At 63.3% G+C, this 17053-nt stretch carries 17 protein-coding genes and 1 pseudogene; 14 read left to right on the plus strand and 4 right to left on the minus strand.

The window, feature by feature from the left end; all coding sequences use genetic code 11:
- Nucleotides 1-343, minus strand: a pseudogene (locus WBR57_RS30205) (hypothetical protein); the annotation flags it as partial.
- Nucleotides 344-827: 484 nt separating this feature from the next.
- Here WBR57_RS30205 and WBR57_RS30210 point away from each other — a divergent pair.
- The 4 genes from WBR57_RS30210 (at nt 828) to WBR57_RS30225 (ending at nt 5411) form a co-directional block, all read left to right on the plus strand.
- Nucleotides 828-1130 (plus strand): DUF6124 family protein, encoded by a 303-nt coding sequence (locus tag WBR57_RS30210; RefSeq protein ID WP_424089265.1) that lies wholly within the window; start codon nt 828-830, stop codon nt 1128-1130.
- A 231-nt stretch (nt 1131-1361) separates the two neighbouring features.
- Nucleotides 1362-1817, plus strand: a complete 456-nt coding sequence (locus tag WBR57_RS30215; protein ID WP_424089267.1) for a (2Fe-2S)-binding protein — start codon at nt 1362-1364, stop codon at nt 1815-1817.
- On the plus strand, nt 1817-4054 hold the full coding sequence (locus tag WBR57_RS30220; protein WP_424089269.1) for a molybdopterin cofactor-binding domain-containing protein: 2238 nt from the start codon (nt 1817-1819) through the stop codon (nt 4052-4054). The genes WBR57_RS30215 and WBR57_RS30220 overlap by 1 nt, the downstream gene beginning before the upstream one ends.
- 16 nt (nt 4055-4070) lie before the next feature.
- Complete coding sequence (locus tag WBR57_RS30225) at nt 4071-5411, plus strand: c-type cytochrome (protein ID WP_424089271.1); 1341 nt, start codon at nt 4071-4073, stop codon at nt 5409-5411.
- 76 nt (nt 5412-5487) lie between these two features.
- On the opposite strand, the gene WBR57_RS30230 is transcribed toward WBR57_RS30225, so the two are convergent.
- Entirely contained in the window at nt 5488-6498 is a 1011-nt protein-coding gene (locus WBR57_RS30230; protein ID WP_424089273.1) for a zinc-dependent alcohol dehydrogenase family protein, read from the minus strand.
- A gap of 168 nt (nt 6499-6666) precedes the next feature.
- Here WBR57_RS30230 and WBR57_RS30235 point away from each other — a divergent pair, with 168 nt between their 5' ends.
- Nucleotides 6667-7566, plus strand: a complete 900-nt coding sequence (locus WBR57_RS30235; RefSeq protein WP_424089291.1) for a LysR substrate-binding domain-containing protein — start codon at nt 6667-6669, stop codon at nt 7564-7566.
- A 10-nt stretch (nt 7567-7576) separates the two neighbouring features.
- Here the strand turns inward: WBR57_RS30235 and WBR57_RS30240 are convergent, their stop codons facing one another.
- Nucleotides 7577-7726, minus strand: a complete 150-nt coding sequence (locus WBR57_RS30240; RefSeq protein ID WP_163003158.1) for a hypothetical protein — start codon at nt 7724-7726, stop codon at nt 7577-7579.
- A 270-nt stretch (nt 7727-7996) separates the two neighbouring features.
- Here WBR57_RS30240 and WBR57_RS30245 point away from each other — a divergent pair, with 270 nt between their 5' ends.
- The 8 genes from WBR57_RS30245 to WBR57_RS30280 all read left to right on the plus strand — a co-directional run bounded on the left by WBR57_RS30245 (nt 7997) and on the right by WBR57_RS30280 (nt 15745).
- Nucleotides 7997-8248 (plus strand): hypothetical protein, encoded by a 252-nt coding sequence (locus WBR57_RS30245; RefSeq protein WP_424089276.1) that lies wholly within the window; start codon nt 7997-7999, stop codon nt 8246-8248.
- Nucleotides 8249-8421: 173 nt separating this feature from the next.
- Nucleotides 8422-10638, plus strand: coding sequence for an ATP-binding protein (locus WBR57_RS30250; RefSeq protein ID WP_424089278.1), 2217 nt, complete (start codon nt 8422-8424; stop codon nt 10636-10638).
- A 199-nt stretch (nt 10639-10837) separates the two neighbouring features.
- Nucleotides 10838-11428 (plus strand): amino acid synthesis family protein, encoded by a 591-nt coding sequence (locus WBR57_RS30255; protein ID WP_122539326.1) that lies wholly within the window; start codon nt 10838-10840, stop codon nt 11426-11428.
- A gap of 42 nt (nt 11429-11470) precedes the next feature.
- Nucleotides 11471-12304, plus strand: a complete 834-nt coding sequence (locus tag WBR57_RS30260; RefSeq protein WP_424089281.1) for an alpha/beta fold hydrolase — start codon at nt 11471-11473, stop codon at nt 12302-12304.
- Nucleotides 12301-13782 carry an aldehyde dehydrogenase gene (locus WBR57_RS30265; protein WP_424089283.1) on the plus strand — a complete coding sequence of 494 codons (1482 nt, stop codon included), beginning with the start codon at nt 12301-12303 and terminating at the stop codon, nt 13780-13782. The genes WBR57_RS30260 and WBR57_RS30265 overlap by 4 nt, the downstream gene beginning before the upstream one ends.
- Nucleotides 13783-13794: 12 nt before the next feature.
- The gene (locus WBR57_RS30270; protein WP_099584572.1) at nt 13795-14280 is read left to right on the plus strand and encodes a flavin reductase family protein; all 486 of its coding nucleotides are present in this window, start codon (nt 13795-13797) and stop codon (nt 14278-14280) included.
- A 146-nt stretch (nt 14281-14426) separates the two neighbouring features.
- Nucleotides 14427-15179, plus strand: a complete 753-nt coding sequence (locus WBR57_RS30275; RefSeq protein ID WP_012723572.1) for a GntR family transcriptional regulator — start codon at nt 14427-14429, stop codon at nt 15177-15179.
- Nucleotides 15180-15181: 2 nt separating this feature from the next.
- Nucleotides 15182-15745: an NUDIX hydrolase gene (locus WBR57_RS30280; protein ID WP_424089285.1), complete on the plus strand. Its 564-nt coding sequence runs from the start codon at nt 15182-15184 to the stop codon at nt 15743-15745.
- A 141-nt stretch (nt 15746-15886) separates the two neighbouring features.
- On the opposite strand, the gene WBR57_RS30285 is transcribed toward WBR57_RS30280, so the two are convergent.
- Nucleotides 15887-16180, minus strand: a complete 294-nt coding sequence (locus WBR57_RS30285; RefSeq protein WP_424089287.1) for a DUF1330 domain-containing protein — start codon at nt 16178-16180, stop codon at nt 15887-15889.
- A 69-nt stretch (nt 16181-16249) separates the two neighbouring features.
- On the opposite strand from WBR57_RS30285, the gene ribB reads away from it, so the two are divergent.
- Nucleotides 16250-17053, plus strand: an 804-nt coding sequence (gene ribB, locus WBR57_RS30290) for a 3,4-dihydroxy-2-butanone-4-phosphate synthase (RefSeq protein WP_424089289.1), incomplete at its 3' end; no start/stop codon positions are given.

Here is a 17053-nt window from a genome sequence, read left to right on the forward strand (position 1 = left end):
GCCTGGCCCAGGCCGATGTCGCACTGCCCACGCCCAGCGAGGTATACCCCAGCAGGCTCTGCAGCAGGTCGTAGTCGTTGATCACCTGGGTGCCGGCGGAGTTGTCCAGTTCGCGGCGTATGGCCTCGGCATGGCGAACCAACCAGGCCTCTTCCCTTGAGCAAGTCACGCTGTAGGCGTCGGGCACAATCACCAACTGCCCAGGGGCCACCAGCCCACGGCGCAGGTGGCGGTTCAGCAGGTCAAAATGGTCGGAACGCGGCTGGCTGCTGCCATGGCCCATCAAGCGGGATTTCAAGCTGTGGTAGTCCGTCGTGCGCTCGTTGATATAGCCCTGCGCCATGCCCTGCATCCCTGAATGCAACGAAGATGGCGTGGGAATATAAGCAAGCGAATAGGCCGAGGACACAAGCCCGGTGGGTCTCCATTACATTTGGGAAGTTGCCTACACACCGGGGAATCACCACCTACAAAAACGCCGTTCGGCACCTCTGACAGGTGGGGGGTTGATGGCCTTTCGTCATGGTTTGTAAAGGGCCAGCAAGCCGTGTCTCTTTAAATTGCAGGACGTTTCCTAGACAATCCCTGCCGCCTTGTGCCTGTTGGAATCGGTGGCTAGTCTGCGATCCGTCACTGCTAATCAGTGATCGGGTTTAGTCGCCCAGGTTTGGAGCAGGTGAAGGGCCCCATGAAGCTTTATGGTGGCTGTGCGCAGGGCGCCCTTGGGCGCGCCGGGTGCTCCAGACCGGTCGACTAACCTGCGTACAGCCGCCACCCTACGTTTAGTCGCGAAGCGTGTCGGCTCCTTGATCCCCTGGAGCTAAACAATGAAAAAAACCGTCCCCGACCCACCCCGCCATTGCGCCAAAGACCGTGCCGCCTTCAACCGCGCCATCGACCATTACCTGCCCATCCAAGGGGTTCAAATCGAAGACCTGAGCTTCGAAGACGCCCTGCTCTACACCGCCAGCTTGCTCGACAGCGCCTGCGCCACTGCCCTCGATTGCAGTGAGCAATTGGAGAGCCCCCAGCGGGCGAAGATCCTGGCGGTGTGGCATTTGCTCGAGATTGCCAAGACCACCGTGGACCGCTCCATCGAGTGCGTGAACCCCACGCAACCGCCTGCCTGAACGATCCACCGCTGCCGGTGGTGAGCGGGCAACCCCGCTCACCACAAAAGCCTATTCGCCACGGGTGTAGGCCGAAAGCAGTGCAATCCTCTCGAATACTTGCCTGATCCTGCGAACTTAGGCTTTTGCCGATAGATACCCCTTGCGCAGTGGTCTAGAGTTCGACAATAAGCGGCCATCGCACCCTCACTATTAAAAAGGCCGCACCTACCGTTGATCAGCAGGTGAGCCATGGAATTAAGAATCAACAATAAGGCCTATCAGGTCGATGCAGACGCGGACACGCCCCTACTCTGGGTAATCCGCGATGATCTCGGCATGACCGGCACCAAGTACGGCTGCGGCCTGGCCCAATGCGGCGCCTGCTCGGTACTGGTCGACGGTAACGTGGTACGCAGCTGCGTCACGCCGGTGGCGGGTGTGGTCGGCCGTGAGATCACCACCATTGAAGCGATTGAAGCCGATGACGTGGGCAAACGCGTGGTCGCGGCCTGGGTCGAGCATCAGGTCGCGCAATGCGGTTACTGCCAGTCCGGGCAGGTGATGGCGGCCACTGCGCTGCTCAAGCACACCCCGGCACCGAGCGCTGCGCAAATTGACGCGGCGATGATCAACCTGTGCCGCTGCGGCACTTATAACGCGATCCACAGCGCCATGGACGACCTGGCCAAACCGGAGCGTGCCTGATGAATACGCGCTCCGAATTACCCAACCTGATCCTGGATGAGCCGATCAACCTATCGCGCCGGCGCTTTCTGGCGAGCACCGCAGTTGGCGCCCTGGTAATCGGCTTCGGCTTGCCCATGGGCTCGGCCCGGGTGCAAGCCGCCACCGCCAACGCCGCCGAACGCGGCACCCAGGTGCCGGCGTTTCTGGAAATCCGCCCCGACGGCAGCGTGCGCCTGCTCAGCCCCTTCATGGAAGGCGGCCAGGGCACCCACACCGCCATGGCGCAGATTGTTGGCGAAGAACTCGACGCCGACCCCGCCACCTTTATCGTCGAAGCCGCCCCGCCTGGCGAAGCCTATGTAGTGATGGAAAACGGCATGCGCATCACCGGCGGCAGCATGTCGGTGCGCATGAGCTACCCGACCATGCGCCGCCTGGGCGCCCTCGCCCGCACCATGTTGCTGCAGGCCGGTGCTGCGCAACTGGGTGTGCCGGTGGCCGAACTGACCACCCAACCGGGCCGCGTGGTGCATGCCGCCTCCGGCCGTTCGCTGGGCTACGGCGAATTGGCCGGCCGCGCGCTGGACATGCCAGTGCCCGACCCGGCCAGCGTCACCCTGCGCGACCCGAGCCAGTTCCGCTGGATCGGCAAGCCGGTGAAGCGCCTGGACGCCTACGACAAATCCACCGGCAAAGCGCTGTACAGCATCGACCTGAAAGTCGACGGCATGCTCCACGCTGCGGTGCAACATGCGCCGCGCCTGGGCATGACCGTGGGCAGCCTGCGCAACCAGTCGCAGGTCGAGGCCATGAAAGGCGTGCATTCCGTGCACACACTGCCCGGCGCAGTGGCCGTGGTGGCCGAGCGCTGGTGGCACGCCAAGCGCGCGGTGGAAGCTATCCAGGTCGATTGGCTGGAAGCCGCCGCCGATTCAACCCTGCGCGCAATGCCGGCGGACTTTTCCAGCGACAAGCACCGCGATTTCCTCGCCGCCCAGCAGGGCCCGGCCCGCGATGATGAAAACGAAGGCGATGTGGCCGGTGCCCTCGCCGGCGCCAAAACCAAGGTCGAAGCCACTTACCACAACCAGTACGTCAACCACGCCCAGCTGGAGCCGCCGTCTGCGCTGGCGCGCTTCAACCCGGATGGCACGCTGGAGGTGTGGCTGCCCAACCAGGCGCCGGACATGTTCCGCGCCGACATGGCCAAGCGCACCGGTCTGGATATCTCGAAAATCACCCTGCACTCGCCGTTGCTCGGGGGCTTTTTCGGTCGGCACTTCCTGTATGAATCGGCCAACCCCTACCCGCAGGCCATTGCCTTGGCCAAGGCGGTGGGCCGTCCGATCAAACTGATCTGGACCCGCGAAGAAGAATTCCTGCGCGATGTATTGCGCCCGGTGGCCGTGGTCAAGTTCCGCGCCGCACTGGATGACAAAGGCCTGCCGGTCGCGATTGAAGCGGTCAGCGCCACCGAGGGCCCGACCGAAGCACTCGCCGGCAAACAGGGCGAAAAAATCGACCCCACTGCCCTCGAAGGGCTGTCGGGCAAGAGCTACGCGATCCCCAACAAACGCATCGCGCAGATCTACGTCAAGGGCCCGGTCATGCTCGGTTACTGGCGTTCGGTGGGCAACTCGTTGAATGACTTTTTCTACGAAGCGTTCCTCGATGAGCTGGCGGACAAGGGCGGCCATGACCCGTACGAACTGCGCCTGCACCTGCTGCGCGACAACCCACGGCTGACCACCCTGCTGCAAGCGGTGGGCGAACTGTCCGGCGGTTGGAAACGCGGCCCGTACACGGCCGAAGATGGCAGCCGTCGCGCACGCGGCGTGGCCATGGCGTCGCCGTTCGGCTCGCACGCGGCGGTGGTTGCCGAAGTGTCGATCGAACAGGGCCAGGTCAAGGTGCACCACATCTGGGAAGCAATCGATCCGGGCAGCATCGTCAACCCGGCCATCGTCGAGGCGCAGGTGCAGGGCGCGGTTGCCTTGGGCCTGTCGCAAACCCTGCTGGAGGAAGCGGTGTACGTGGACGGCAAGCCACGGGCGCGCAATTACGATTTGTACCCGATCCTGCCGCCTTCGCGGATGGCGCAGGTCCACGTAAAAATCGTCGAAAGCGGTGAAAAGATGGGCGGAATCGGTGAGCCACCGTTGCCGGCAGTCGCGCCGGCGGTGGCCAATGCGGTCGCACACTTGACCGGGCAGCGTATACGCAGCCTGCCATTGAGCCGATACACCTTCAGTTGACCGACAAGGAACGCCCATGAACAACCGCCGATTCGCAAGAACCGCAGGCTGGCTGGTGCTGGCCTGCCTGGTCGCTGCCGGCCTGCTCGCCTGGTACGTAACCCGCCCGCCCGCCACCCCGTTCGAACAGGAACACAGCGCTCAATTCGACCCGGCACAGGTCAGCCGCGGCGAGTACGTTGCACGCCTCAGCGACTGCGTGGCCTGCCACAGCCTGGCGGGCAAGGCGCCGTTCTCCGGCGGGCTGGAAATGGCCACGCCGCTGGGGACGATTCACGCCACCAACATCACCCCCGACCGCGACACCGGGATCGGCACCTACAGCCTGGCCGACTTCGACCGCGCGGTGCGCCACGGCGTGACCCCGGATCGCCGACGCCTGTACCCGGCCATGCCCTACCCGTCTTACGTCAAGCTCAGCGATGACGACATTCGCGCGCTGTACGCCTTCTTCATGCAAGGCGTGCAGCCGGCCAAGCAGCCGAATATCCCCAGCGATATTCCCTGGCCGCTGAACCTGCGCTGGCCTATCGCGCTGTGGAACGGCGTATTCGCCCCGACGCACACCTACGCCGCCAAGCCGAACCAGGATGCGCTGTGGAATCGCGGCGCCTACATCGTCCAGGGCCCGGGCCACTGCGGCAGTTGCCACACCCCGCGCGGCCTGGCCTTCAACGAGAAAGCCCTGGACGAGTCCGGCAAGCCGTTCCTCGCCGGCGGCCTGCTGGATGGCTGGTACGCCCCGAGCCTGAGGCAGGATCCCAACACTGGCCTGGGCCGCTGGAGCGAGCCGGAGATCGTGCAGTTCCTCAAGACCGGCCGCAACAAGCATGCGGTGGTCTATGGCTCGATGACCGAGGCGTTCAACAACTCGACGCAGTTCATGGCCGACGACGACCTGGCCGCCATCGCCCGCTACCTCAAGTCCCTGCCCGGCGACCCGCAGCGTGACGGCACAGCGTGGCAGTACGTGACCGCCGAGGCGCGCCAGGACATTCCCGGCGCCCACACCTACGCGACCCGTTGCGCCTCCTGCCACGGCCAGGACGGCAAAGGCCAGCCCGACTGGATGCCACCGCTGGCCGGCGCCACCTCGGCACTCGCCAAGGAAAACGCCTCGGCAATCAACATCACCCTCAACGGCTCTCAACGCATCGTCGCCGCCGGCGTGCCCGACGCCTACCGCATGCCGGCGTTCCGCGAGCAACTGTCCGACGCAGAAATCGCCGAAGTGCTGACCTACGTGCGCAGCACCTGGGGCAACCACGGTGAAGCGGTCGACGCCAAAGCCGTCGGCAAACTGCGCGAGCACACGGACCCGGCGAGCAGCAGCCCGATTATCTTGCAGATGCGTTGAAAAACGGCGCCCATTCCCCGGCGTGGTCAGTGAAATGACCGCGCTGGGGGGCGGCCCGTTAAAACCTGCACAGTGCTTACGCGACCTTGATGACCACCTTGCCAAACGCGCCTCTGGCCAGGTGTTCATAGGCTTCTCGCGCCTGATCAAACGCATACACATGATCAATCGCCGGGCGAATCCGATGCTCGTTCAAGAATGCATTCATGCGATCAAACGAGGTACGCGGGGCCACGGCGATGCCGCGTATGGTGGTTTGCCGAAAGATCAGCGGCATCAGGTTGAGCGCGGCGGTCTGGCCCGTCAGGAAGCCGATCTGGGCAATGCGCCCGCCGACTTTAGTGGCTGCGATGGACTGGTTGATCCCCTTCCCGCCGGCCACGTCCAGCAGCAAATCCACGCCTTGGCCATCGGTGAGCTTGAGCACCTCGCTGGCCCACTCAGGGTGGGTGCTGTAGTTGACGCCCGCAATGGCGCCCAGTTCTTTCACCGCCTGCAGGTTGGCATCGCGGCTGGAGGTCACGATGACCTTGGCACCGAGTGCCGTTGCGATCTGTGCGGCAAACACGGAAACACCGCCTGAGCCTTGCACCAGCACGGTTTGGCCGGCTTGGATCTGGCCAAAGTCCACCAACGCATACCAGGCGGTGAGCGCGGCAATCGGCAACGTAGAGGCTTCTTCATCGGACATGTCGTCGGGCGCGCGCACAGCACTGTCTTCATGAATGATCATGTATTCGGCCAGGCCGCCGGGCAGCGGCGAGCCAAAGCAGTAGTCGGGTTCGTCCGGCCCTGGCATGCCGTCCAACCAGCGTGAATACAAGTGGGAGTTGACCCGGTCACCCAGCGCAAAACGCGAGACACCCGCGCCGACGGCAACAACCGTGCCTGCCGCATCACTGACCGGGATCAGCGGTTTGGGTACGCTGTGGGGTTCATAGATACCGTCCACAATCGCTTTGTCACGGAAGTTGAGCGACACAGCCCCCACCTTGATCAGCAATTCACTGGCCTTGGGCACGGGCGTTTCCACCTCCCCCTGCACCAGATTGTCCAAGCCGAAATCCTGCAAAAGCCATGCTTTCATTATCTGTCTCCGAACGGTTTGAAAGGCCGGGCAACTTCAGTGCTGCCTGCGCTGAAAACAGTGTCGAGGGATTGAGCCAGGGGATAAATGCGCCAAACCCGTCAGGATTGTTATCATTACAAGCAACAATTAATACTCTCGGAGAGGCAGATGGCGCTATTACAGTCGATGGAGGTGTTCGCCAAACTGGCCGAGCTGGGCAGCTTTACCAAGGTCGCCGAAGCGCTTCAGAGCGGGCGGCCCCACGTCACGCGGACTATTCAGGACCTTGAAGCCTCACTAGGCGTGCGCCTGTTCCAGCGCACTACACGCAAAGTGCAACTGACGGCCGAGGGCGAGCGTTTCTACGAGCGGGTCAAAGAGATCCTGGCGACCATCGCCGACACCACCGCGATGTTTGATCGCAGCGGCTCGACATTACGTGGCCGGCTGCGGGTGGATATTCCCACGGCGTTCGCCCAGCGCAGCTTTATGGAAAGCCTGCGCACGTTTACCCTGGCCTTTCCCGATATAGAACTGGTGTTGGGTGTGACGGACCGCACGGTCGATCTGGTTGCCGAAGGCGTCGACTGCGCGTTGCGCATCGGCGAATTGCCCGATTCGAGCATGGTTGCCAGGGAGATCGGCAGCGCCACCATGGTCACCTGTGCCTCTGCAGACTATCTGAAGACCTGGGGCGTACCCAACAGTGTGCAAGCGCTGGCAAACCACCGCGGAGTCAACTTCCTGTCGGGACATAACAACCGCCCCCTGCCCTGGCATTTTCTGGAAGACGGGGAAGACCGGCCTTATGTCCCCCGTGGTGGCATTACCGTGAACGAGTCGAATGCCTATGTGCAGTGCGGCGTTGCCGGATTCGGCCTGATCCAGGCGCCCGGCATCACGGTGGAGACGTTTCTGGCGAGCGGCGATTTGGTAGAAGTGCTCAGCGACTTTCGTCCACGTCCGCGCCTGGTCTCGGTGCTGTACCCCAGCAGAAGCCACCTCGCGCCGCAGGTGGACGCGTTCGTTGACTGGTTGAAGGCACATTTCCCGAAACTGCACCCCGCTTGGCTGAGCACACGCTAGGCGCGAGTCATCACTTGCTGTCGTCGGCCTTGCCTTCCTGCATCTGCACTGAGGATTTGCTGCCGCTGGTGTTGTCTTTGGTGGTGTTGTTGGAGCTGTCGAAACACCCGTGCAGCAGAAACACGCTGCACAGGCTCAGGCACATCGTGAGTTTTTTCATGGTCGCTCTCCTTCAGATGAGATTCACAGGGGCAAGGCCCTTACCTATCTGGGTGAAATAGGCGTTGGCTCGTTCAACAAATCCAGGCGCTGCCGGACGAGTGGTCAGGCTTGCACTAATTTGAACGATCCTGGCGCTTTACCTCTCCATACAGCAGGACAACCCGGACACAAGAACGGCTTGTGTCAGTCCTTGCGCGAGCTACGCATACAGCAGCCCCTGTCGGCGCTTTGCCTTTCGCTCGCCTATGACGACCTTGAGGTGAAGGCCATGGCTGCGAACAGGCAAGAAGCATCTGAATCCCTCGACCCGGAGCAGGAACTCGCCCGGAACACCGAACTGTTTTTTGAAGCGGACCGACTGGAACAGGTGGCCTACGCCATCATCGGCACCAGCCTGGCCGATGCCGACGCGTGGTTGCGCTTTACCGAGGCGAAACGCGTAGCGGACGAAAAACGTACCGAGGCCTACCAAGACTTGATGCGTATCCGTCGCCGCATGTTGGCGCCGCGCTCCAGCTGAGGCTGAGCGGTAAAAAAGATGATAAGGGCCGCACCCTGAAAAAACTGGCTCGCCCCTGAGAATCAGACTTTAATTGCCGGGTCCCCGTACTCCGCCACAATTGAACCCTCTGGCAGGCGCGCAGGTCATACAGCGGCTTGGTTGCTCCCTCTAACTCATCTTTGGAAACAGCAGTGAAAGACCTGACGCGTGAAGCGCTGGAGGCAGAAGTCCTGCGTCTGCGTGGCCTGCTGACAAACGCTGGCATCGACCCCCTGTCGGGCGGCTGCCTGACGCCGGGGCCCAGTGAAGCAACCGAGGAGCGCTACCGCCAGGCGATGCTCGACATGTCCGACATGCGTGTCGCGCAGACCGAACTGCGCCAGAGTGAAGAACGCTTTCGCACGATTCTGGAAACGGTCGAGTCGGCGTTTGCCATCGTCGACGTCAAGTTCGATGCCGACGATCAACCGATCGACTACCGCTTCGTCGAGGCTAACCCGGCGTTCGAGCGTCAGGCCGGGGTCAACCTGCAAGGCAAGTGGGTCACCGAATTCGCACCGGACCTGGAACGCTTCTGGTTCGAGACCTACGGGCACGTGGCCAAGACCGGTGAGCCGGCGACGTTTGAAAACTACGCCGAAGCGTTCAAGCGCTGGTTCGACGTGCGCGCGGTGCGCGTCGGCGACCCGGCCGACCGGCAGATCGCAATTATCTTCAGTGACGTCACCGAACGGCGCAACGCTCAGGAGCGCCTGCGGATCAGCGAAGCGGTGGCGCGGCAAAACGTGCAGCGCGTGCAACTGGCACTGGCCGCCGGCGCGATCATCGGCACCTGGCACTGGGACCTGCCCAGCGACCGTTTCACCATCGATGAGGCCTTCGCCCGTGCCTTTGGCGTCGACCCGGCGCTGGGCTATGAGGGCCTGAGCCTGGCGCAGGTGATCACCTCGGTGCATCCGGAAGACCGCGACGGTTTGATCAGCGCCATCAATGCCGCGATTGCCCGTGGCGGTGCCTATGCGCACCAGTACCGCGTACTTCGTGGCGACGGTAAATACTATTGGATTGAGGCCAACGGGCGGGTCGACCTGGCCGAAGACGGCACGCCCCTGACCCTGCCGGGCGTGGTAATCGACGTGGAGGGCCGGCGCTCCGTCGAAGCCGAACGCGACCGCGCGACTGCCGCGCTGCGCGCCCTCAACGAAACCCTGGAACAGCGCGTGGCCGAGCGCACGGTCGAGCTGATCCAGGCTGAAGAGAAACTGCGCCAGTCGCAGAAAATGGAAGCCGTCGGCCAATTGACCGGTGGTCTCGCCCACGATTTCAACAACCTGCTGGCGGGTATTTCCGGCGCGCTGGAACTGACCATGCTGCGCATCACCCAGGGCCGCTGGGCGGAAGTGGACAAGTACATCACCACCGCCCAGGGCGCCGCCAAACGCGCCGCTGCGCTGACCCATCGCTTGCTGGCGTTCTCGCGCCGGCAAACCCTCGACCCCCGGCCCACCGATGTGAACCTGCTGGTGGAGGACATGGGCGAGCTGATCCAGCGCACCGTGGGCCCGAGCATCACCGTCGAGACCTTGGGCGCCAACGGCGTGTGGCCGACGCTGGTGGATGCCAGCCAGCTGGAAAATGCCCTGCTGAACCTGTGCATCAATGCCCGCGATGCCATGCCGGACGGCGGGCGCATCAGCATCGAAACCGCCAATGTCTGGGTGGACGCAGCAACCGCCAGCGCCCATGACTTGAGCGAGGGCGAATACCTGACGCTGACCGTCACCGACACCGGCACAGGCATGACGCCCGAGGTCATGGCCAAGGCGTTCGACCCGTTCTTCACCACCAAACCCATCGGCCAGGGCACTGGCCTGGGGCTGTCGATGATCTATGGGTTCGCCCGGCAATCCGGCGGGCAGGCGCGGATCGCCTCCGAGGTCGGCCGCGGCACCGCCATCAGCCTTTATCTGCCGCGCTACCTGGGGGAGGCCGTTGCGCCCACACCCGAGCAGAACACCCCCTGCGCGACGCCGGCGGAATACGGCGAAACCATCCTGATCGTGGACGACGAGCCCAGCGTGCGCACGCTGCTGATGGATGTGCTGGGCGGTCTCGACTACAGCCTGATCGAAGCGAGTGACAGCATTACCGGGCTGAAAATTCTGCATTCCGATGTGCACATTGACCTGCTGATCACGGACGTCGGCTTGCCGGGGGGCATGAACGGCCGGCAGATGGCCGACGCCGGGCGGGAAGTGCGCCCGGCGCTGAAAACCCTGTTCATCACCGGCTACGCCGAAAGCACCATCATCGGCGACAACAGCCTGGGCCCCGGCATGCAGGTGCTGACCAAGCCGTTTGCGATCGACACCTTGACCTCGCGCGTGCGTGAGCTGATCAAGTCCTGACATCAACCGCGCGTAGGTAGACCGCCTGGCGGCGGTCTCGTACGCGGTTGCTCTCCCCCTGCCCATTAGCCTTGCGCAAACACCTGCGTTCGACCTTTCATCGCGACAACTCGTCTTGAGTTTATCGGTGACTCTTGCGCTTCCGATATTATGGTATACCATCATACACAAACCAATCAGCACCCCCGATGGAGCAGCCATGAGTTTCGAAATCCGCAAGATCGTCAGCTACGTAGAAGAAACCTTTATCGAAGGCGGCAAAGCCTCTGACACGCCGGTCACCATGGTCGGCCTGGCGGTGGTCCTGAAAAATCCGTGGCTGGGTCGCGGTTTTGTCGAGGACCTGAAACCGGAGATCCGTGCCAACTGCTCGGACCTCGGCGCGCTGATGGTGGAGCGTCTGGTCGGCATTATTGGTGGTGCAGACAAGATCGAAGCCTACGGCAAGGCCGCCGTGGTCGGTGCCGACGGCGAGATCGAACACGCCTCGGCCATCATCCATACCCTGCGCTTTGGCAACCACTACCGCGAAGCGGTCAAGGCCAAGAGCTACCTGAGCTTTACCAACAAGCGCGGCGGCCCGGGCACTTCGATCCAGATCCCGATGATGCACAAGGACGACGAAGGCCTGCGTTCGCACTACATCACCCTGGAAATGAAGATCGAAGATTCGCCGCGCGCCGACGAGATCGTGGTGGTCCTGGGCTGCGCCGACGGCGGCCGCCTGCACCCGCGCATCGGCAACCGTTATATCGACCTGGAAGAGTTGGCGGCTGAGAAAGCCCAGTAAGAAAGAACGGCCACCACAACAAAAAGCATGCAGGAGCGCTCCATGATTCGGCTCACCGCTGAACGCACCCCGGCTGGCACCAGTTATCTGGCGACCGGCCAAGGCCAGCCTGTGGTTTTGATCCACGGCGTGGGCCTGAATAAAGAAATGTGGGGCGGGCAAGTCGTTGGCCTGGCCACGAAATACCGCGTGATCACCTATGACATGCTCGGCCATGGCGCCAGCCCGCGCCCGGCCGCCGGCACCCCGCTGCTGGGGTATGCCGACCAATTGCTGGAACTGCTTGATCACCTGCAACTGCCTCAAGCCACGGTGATCGGGTTTTCCATGGGTGGCCTGGTGGCACGCGCGTTTGCCTTACATTATCCCGAGCGCCTGCACGGCCTGGTGGTGCTCAACAGTGTGTTCAACCGCAGCGCCGAACAGCGTGCCGGGGTGATTGCGCGCACGGCCCAGGCCGCCGAACACGGCCCGGATGCGAACGCCGAAGCCGCCTTGTCGCGCTGGTTCAGCCGCGAATACCAGGCGGCCAACCCGGCGCAGATCGCCGCGCTGCGTGAAACCCTGGCGGGCAACGATCCCCAGGGCTACCTCACCACCTATGAGCTGTTTGCGACCCAGGACATGTACCGCACCGACGACCTCAAAACGTTGCGCGCGCCCACGCTGGTGGCGACTGGCGAACTCGACCCAGGCTCAACCCCCGAGATGGCCCGGCAACTCGCCGACCGTATTCCCGGCGCCACGGTTGCCGTGCTGGCCGAGCAACGGCATATGATGCCGGTTGAATCGCCGCGCCTGGTCAACCAGTTGCTGCTGGGTTTTCTTGACACGGTTTACGCCCAAAACAATCCAATTAAGGGGATCGTTGCATGACACTCGCACGCTTCCAGATGTGCATCGGCGGTGAATGGGTCGATGCCCTGTCCGGCAAGACTTTCGACAGCCTCAACCCCGCCCTGGCCGAACCCTGGGCGCAACTGCCCGACGCCGACGAAGCCGATGTGGAACGCGCGGTGCAGGCTGCGCAAAATGCTTTCGACAGCCCGGCCTGGCGTGGCCTCACGGCGACCACGCGGGGCAAATTGCTGCGCCGCCTGGGCGACCTGATCGCCGAGAACAAGGAGCAACTGGCCCAGCTCGAAAGCCGCGACAATGGCAAGCTGATCCGTGAAACCCGCGGCCAGGTCAGCTACCTGCCGGAGTTTTTCCACTACACCGCCGGCCTGGCCGACAAGCTCGAAGGCGGCACCCTGCCGCTGGACAAGCCGGACCTGTTCGCCTACACCGTGCACGAAGCCATGGGCGTGGTCGCCGCGATCATTCCGTGGAACAGCCCGCTGTACCTGACCGCAATCAAACTGGCGCCGGCCCTGGCGGCGGGCAATACCATCGTGATCAAGCCGTCGGAGCATGCCTCGGCGACCATCCTCGAACTGGCGCGCCTGGCCCTGGAAGCCGGGATTCCGCCGGGCGTGGTCAACGTGGTGACCGGCTACGGCCCAAGCACCGGCGCCGCCCTCACCCGCCACCCGCTGGTACGCAAGATCGCCTTCACCGGCGGCGCGGCCACGGCGCGGCATGTGGTACGCAGCAGCGCCGAGAACTTCGCCAAGCTGTCGCTGGAGCTGGGCGGCAAGTCACCGAATATCATTTTTGCCGACGCCGACCTCGACAGCGCCATCAACGGTGCAATCGCCGGGATCTACGCAGCATCCGGGCAGAGCTGCGTGTCCGGTTCGCGCCTGCTGGTGCAGGATGAAATCTACGATGAATTCGTCGAGCGCCTGGTGGCCCGTGCCCAGCGCATCCGCATCGGCAACCCGCAGGACGACGCCAGCGAAATGGGCCCCATGGCCACCGCCCAGCAACTGGCCGTGGTCGAAGGCCTGGTGGCGGATGCCATCGCTGAGGGCGCGCGCCTGCGCACCGGCGGCAAGCGCCCGCAGAACCTCGGCGAAGGCTGGTTCTATGAGCCGACGCTGTTCGAGTGCGACACCAATTCGATGAAGATCATGCAGGAAGAAGTGTTCGGCCCGGTGGCCTCGGTCATCCGCTTCAAGGACGAAGCCGAAGCCCTGGCCATCGCCAACGACTCGCAGTTCGGCCTCGCCGCCGGCATCTGGACCCGCGACCTCGGCCGCGCCCACCGCCTGGCCCGCGACGTGCGGTCGGGGATCATCTGGGTCAACACCTACCGCGCCGTCTCGGCCATGGCGCCCATCGGCGGCTTCAAGAACAGCGGCTATGGACGCGAAAGCGGCATTGATTCGGTACTGGCCTACACCGAGCTGAAGACGGTGTGGATCAACCTCTCCCAGGCGCCCATGCCTGATCCTTTTGTGATGCGCTAAGAGACCCCGACCATGATCGAACCCGGCATTTACAAAGACGTCATGAGTTCATTCCCCTCCGGGGTCACGGTGGTCACCACCCTCGACCCGGACGGCGGCATCGTCGGTATCACCGCCAGCGCGTTCAGCGCGCTGTCGATCGACCCGGCCCTGGTGCTGTTCTGCCCCAACTACGCCTCGGACACCTACCCGATCCTGCGCGACAGCAAGCGCTTCGCGATTCACTTGCTGTCCGCCGACCAGACCGCCGAGGCCTATGCCTTTGCCAGCAAGGGCAAGGAAAAAGCCAAGGGCATCGAGTGGCATTTGAGCGAACTGGGCAACCCGCTGCTGGCCAAGGCCACGGCGATCATCGAGTGCGAGTTGTGGCGCGAATACGACGGCGGCGATCACGCGATCATCGTCGGTGCGGTGAAAAACCTGATTCTGCCGGCGGAACCGGTCACGCCGATGATCTACCACAAAGGCAAGCTGGGCCCGCTGCCAACCCTGGCCTGAGCAGCGCCGGGGGGGGCCGGATGGCGGGGCCGCGAGGGTTTGTCGCTTAAAGAACGCAGCATGATAAACTTCGGCACGATTTCGGCCTCAAAACGGTCCCCGCCGGCCCTGGCCCCCAGTTAACCGCTAAATTCAGAGCAGACCCCATGAAACGCGCGCCCCTCGACGACAGCTTCAAGGTCAACCACAACCCGGTCACCCTGCGCGAAATCGTGCTGGAAAAACTGCGCAGCGCCATCATGAACTTCCAACTGCTGCCGGGTGACCGCCTGGTGGAGCGCGACCTGTGCGACCGCCTCGGCGTCAGCCGCACTTCGGTGCGTGAAGCCTTGCGCCACCTGGAGTCCGAAGGCCTGGTGGAGTTCGCCGATGCCAAGGGCCCGCAAGTGGCGATCATCACCCTGGCCGATGCCGTCGACATCTATGAACTGCGCTGCGTGCTCGAAGGGTTGATCGTGCAGCTGTTCACCCTGCGCGCCAAGGCCAAGGACATCAAGGCCCTGGAAAAAGCTCTCGAGGAAAACCGCAAGGCCCTCAAGGACGGCGAGCTGCAGCAGGTCATCGATTCGGTTCAGGGCTTCTACGACGTGCTGCTCGAAGGCTCCGGCAACCACGTGGCGGCTACCCAACTGCGCCAGTTGCAGGCGCGCATCAGCTACCTGCGCGCCACCTCGGTGTCCCAGGAAAACCGTCGCGGCACCAGTAACCAGGAAATGGAACGCATGGTCCAGGCGATCAAGAGCGGCGACCCACTGGCTGCCCACCAGGCCTGCGTCGACCACGTGCGCGCAGCGGCTGCCGTGGCCCTGGATTACCTCAAGCGCAAGCAGGAAGAGACCGGCAAGCTCCCCGAGATCACCCTGCCCATCGCCCTCAAAGAACCGCGCATAGGTCACTGACCATGCCCAGCCCCAGCTTTTGCCCGACTTGCGGCAGCAGTGACCTCGGTCACCAGCTGCCACCGGGTGATACCCATGAGCGCCTGATGTGCCGGGGCTGCGGCTATATCCACTACCTCAACCCCAAGATCATCGCCGGCTGCATCATCGAGCAGGACGGCAAATACCTGCTGTGCCAACGCGCGATCCCGCCGCGCCCCGGCACCTGGACGCTGCCGGCCGGGTTCATGGAAGCGGGCGAAACCACTGAGCAGGCGGCGTTGCGCGAAGTCTGGGAAGAAAGCGGCGTGCGCGCGGACATCCTCTCGCCCTACTCGATCTTCAGCGTGCCGAAGATCAGCGAGGTGTACATCATCTTCCGCGCCATCGCGCTGGAGATCACCGGCCAGTTCGGGCCGGAGACCCTCGACTACAAGTTCTTCGCGCCCGAGGAGATTCCCTGGGACAGCATCTACTACCCCGCGATCCGGCAGATCCTTGAACGCTATATCGAAGAACGCCAGGCCGGGGTGTACGGCATTTATATCGGGAACGATGACAGCGGCAAGATTCACTTCATTCGCTGATCTCACAGCCAAACACAGATCAAAATGTGGGAGGGGGCTTGCCCCCGATGACGGTGGTTCAGTGACCTTATCCAGTGGCTGACACACTGCTATCGGGGGCAAGCCCCCTCCCACATCTGGTCTAATGTTTGGCCTGATGACCTAGGGCGCCAGCCCTTCCACGATGATGATCTGCGCCACTCCCGCGCCCTCACGGTGCCCTTTCGCCTCTTGATACTGCGCAGACTCATAACAGGCCACTGCCTGCTCGTAGCTGTCGAACTCAATCACCACATTGCGCGGCCGTGCCGGCCCGCCCTCCATCGCTTGACTGCGTCCGCCCCTGGCGAGGAAGCGCCCGCCAAACTTCGCAAAAGCCGCCGGGGCGCGCTGGGTGTACTGCGTGTACTGCTCTGCATCGGACACATCCACATGGGCAATCCAGTAAGCCTTCATCGCGACATCCTCTCTTTGAGTTTTTGTGGTATACCATAATACATACAACCAACAAATCGAGCATCCAACATGGCTTTCAACAGCATCGCAGACATCATCGAAGACTACCGCCAGGGCAAAATGGTGCTGCTGGTGGACGACGAGGATCGGGAAAACGAAGGCGACCTGTTGCTGCCCGCAGCGTGCTGTACCGCCGAGACTATCAGCTTCATGGCCCGCGAAGCGCGTGGCCTGATTTGCCTGACCCTCACCGACGAACACTGCCAGCGCCTCGGCCTGGAACAGATGGTGCCGAGCAACGGCAGCGTGTTCAGCACTGCGTTTACCGTGTCCATCGAAGCCGCCAGCGGGGTGACCACCGGCATCTCCGCCGCTGACCGTGCGCGCACTGTGGCGGCGGCCGTCGACCCCGACTCCGGGCCCGCCGACATCGTGCAACCGGGGCATATCTTCCCATTGCGCGCCAAGGACGGCGGCGTGCTGACCCGCGCCGGCCACACCGAAGCCGGCTGCGACCTGGCGCGCCTGGCCGGGCACACGCCGGCCTCGGTGATCGTTGAAGTGATGAACGATGACGGCACCATGGCGCGTCGGCCTGAGCTTGAGACATTTGCGCGCAAGCACGGGATCAAGATCGGCACCATCGCCGATCTGATCCACTACCGCCTCAGCACCGAACGCACCGTGGTGCGCATCGGCGAACGCGACCTGCCCACGGTGCACGGCACGTTTCGCCTGATCACCTTCGAGGACCGCATCGACGGCGGCGTGCACATGGCGATGGTCATGGGCCAGTTGCGCCGCGACACGCCCGCGCTGGTGCGCGTGCATGTGATCGACCCGCTGCGCGACCTGGTCGGCGCCGAATACAGC

The sequence above is a fragment of the Pseudomonas sp. genome, assembly GCF_049590575.1.
In the GTDB taxonomy this organism is placed as follows: Bacteria; Pseudomonadota; Gammaproteobacteria; order Pseudomonadales; family Pseudomonadaceae; genus Aquipseudomonas.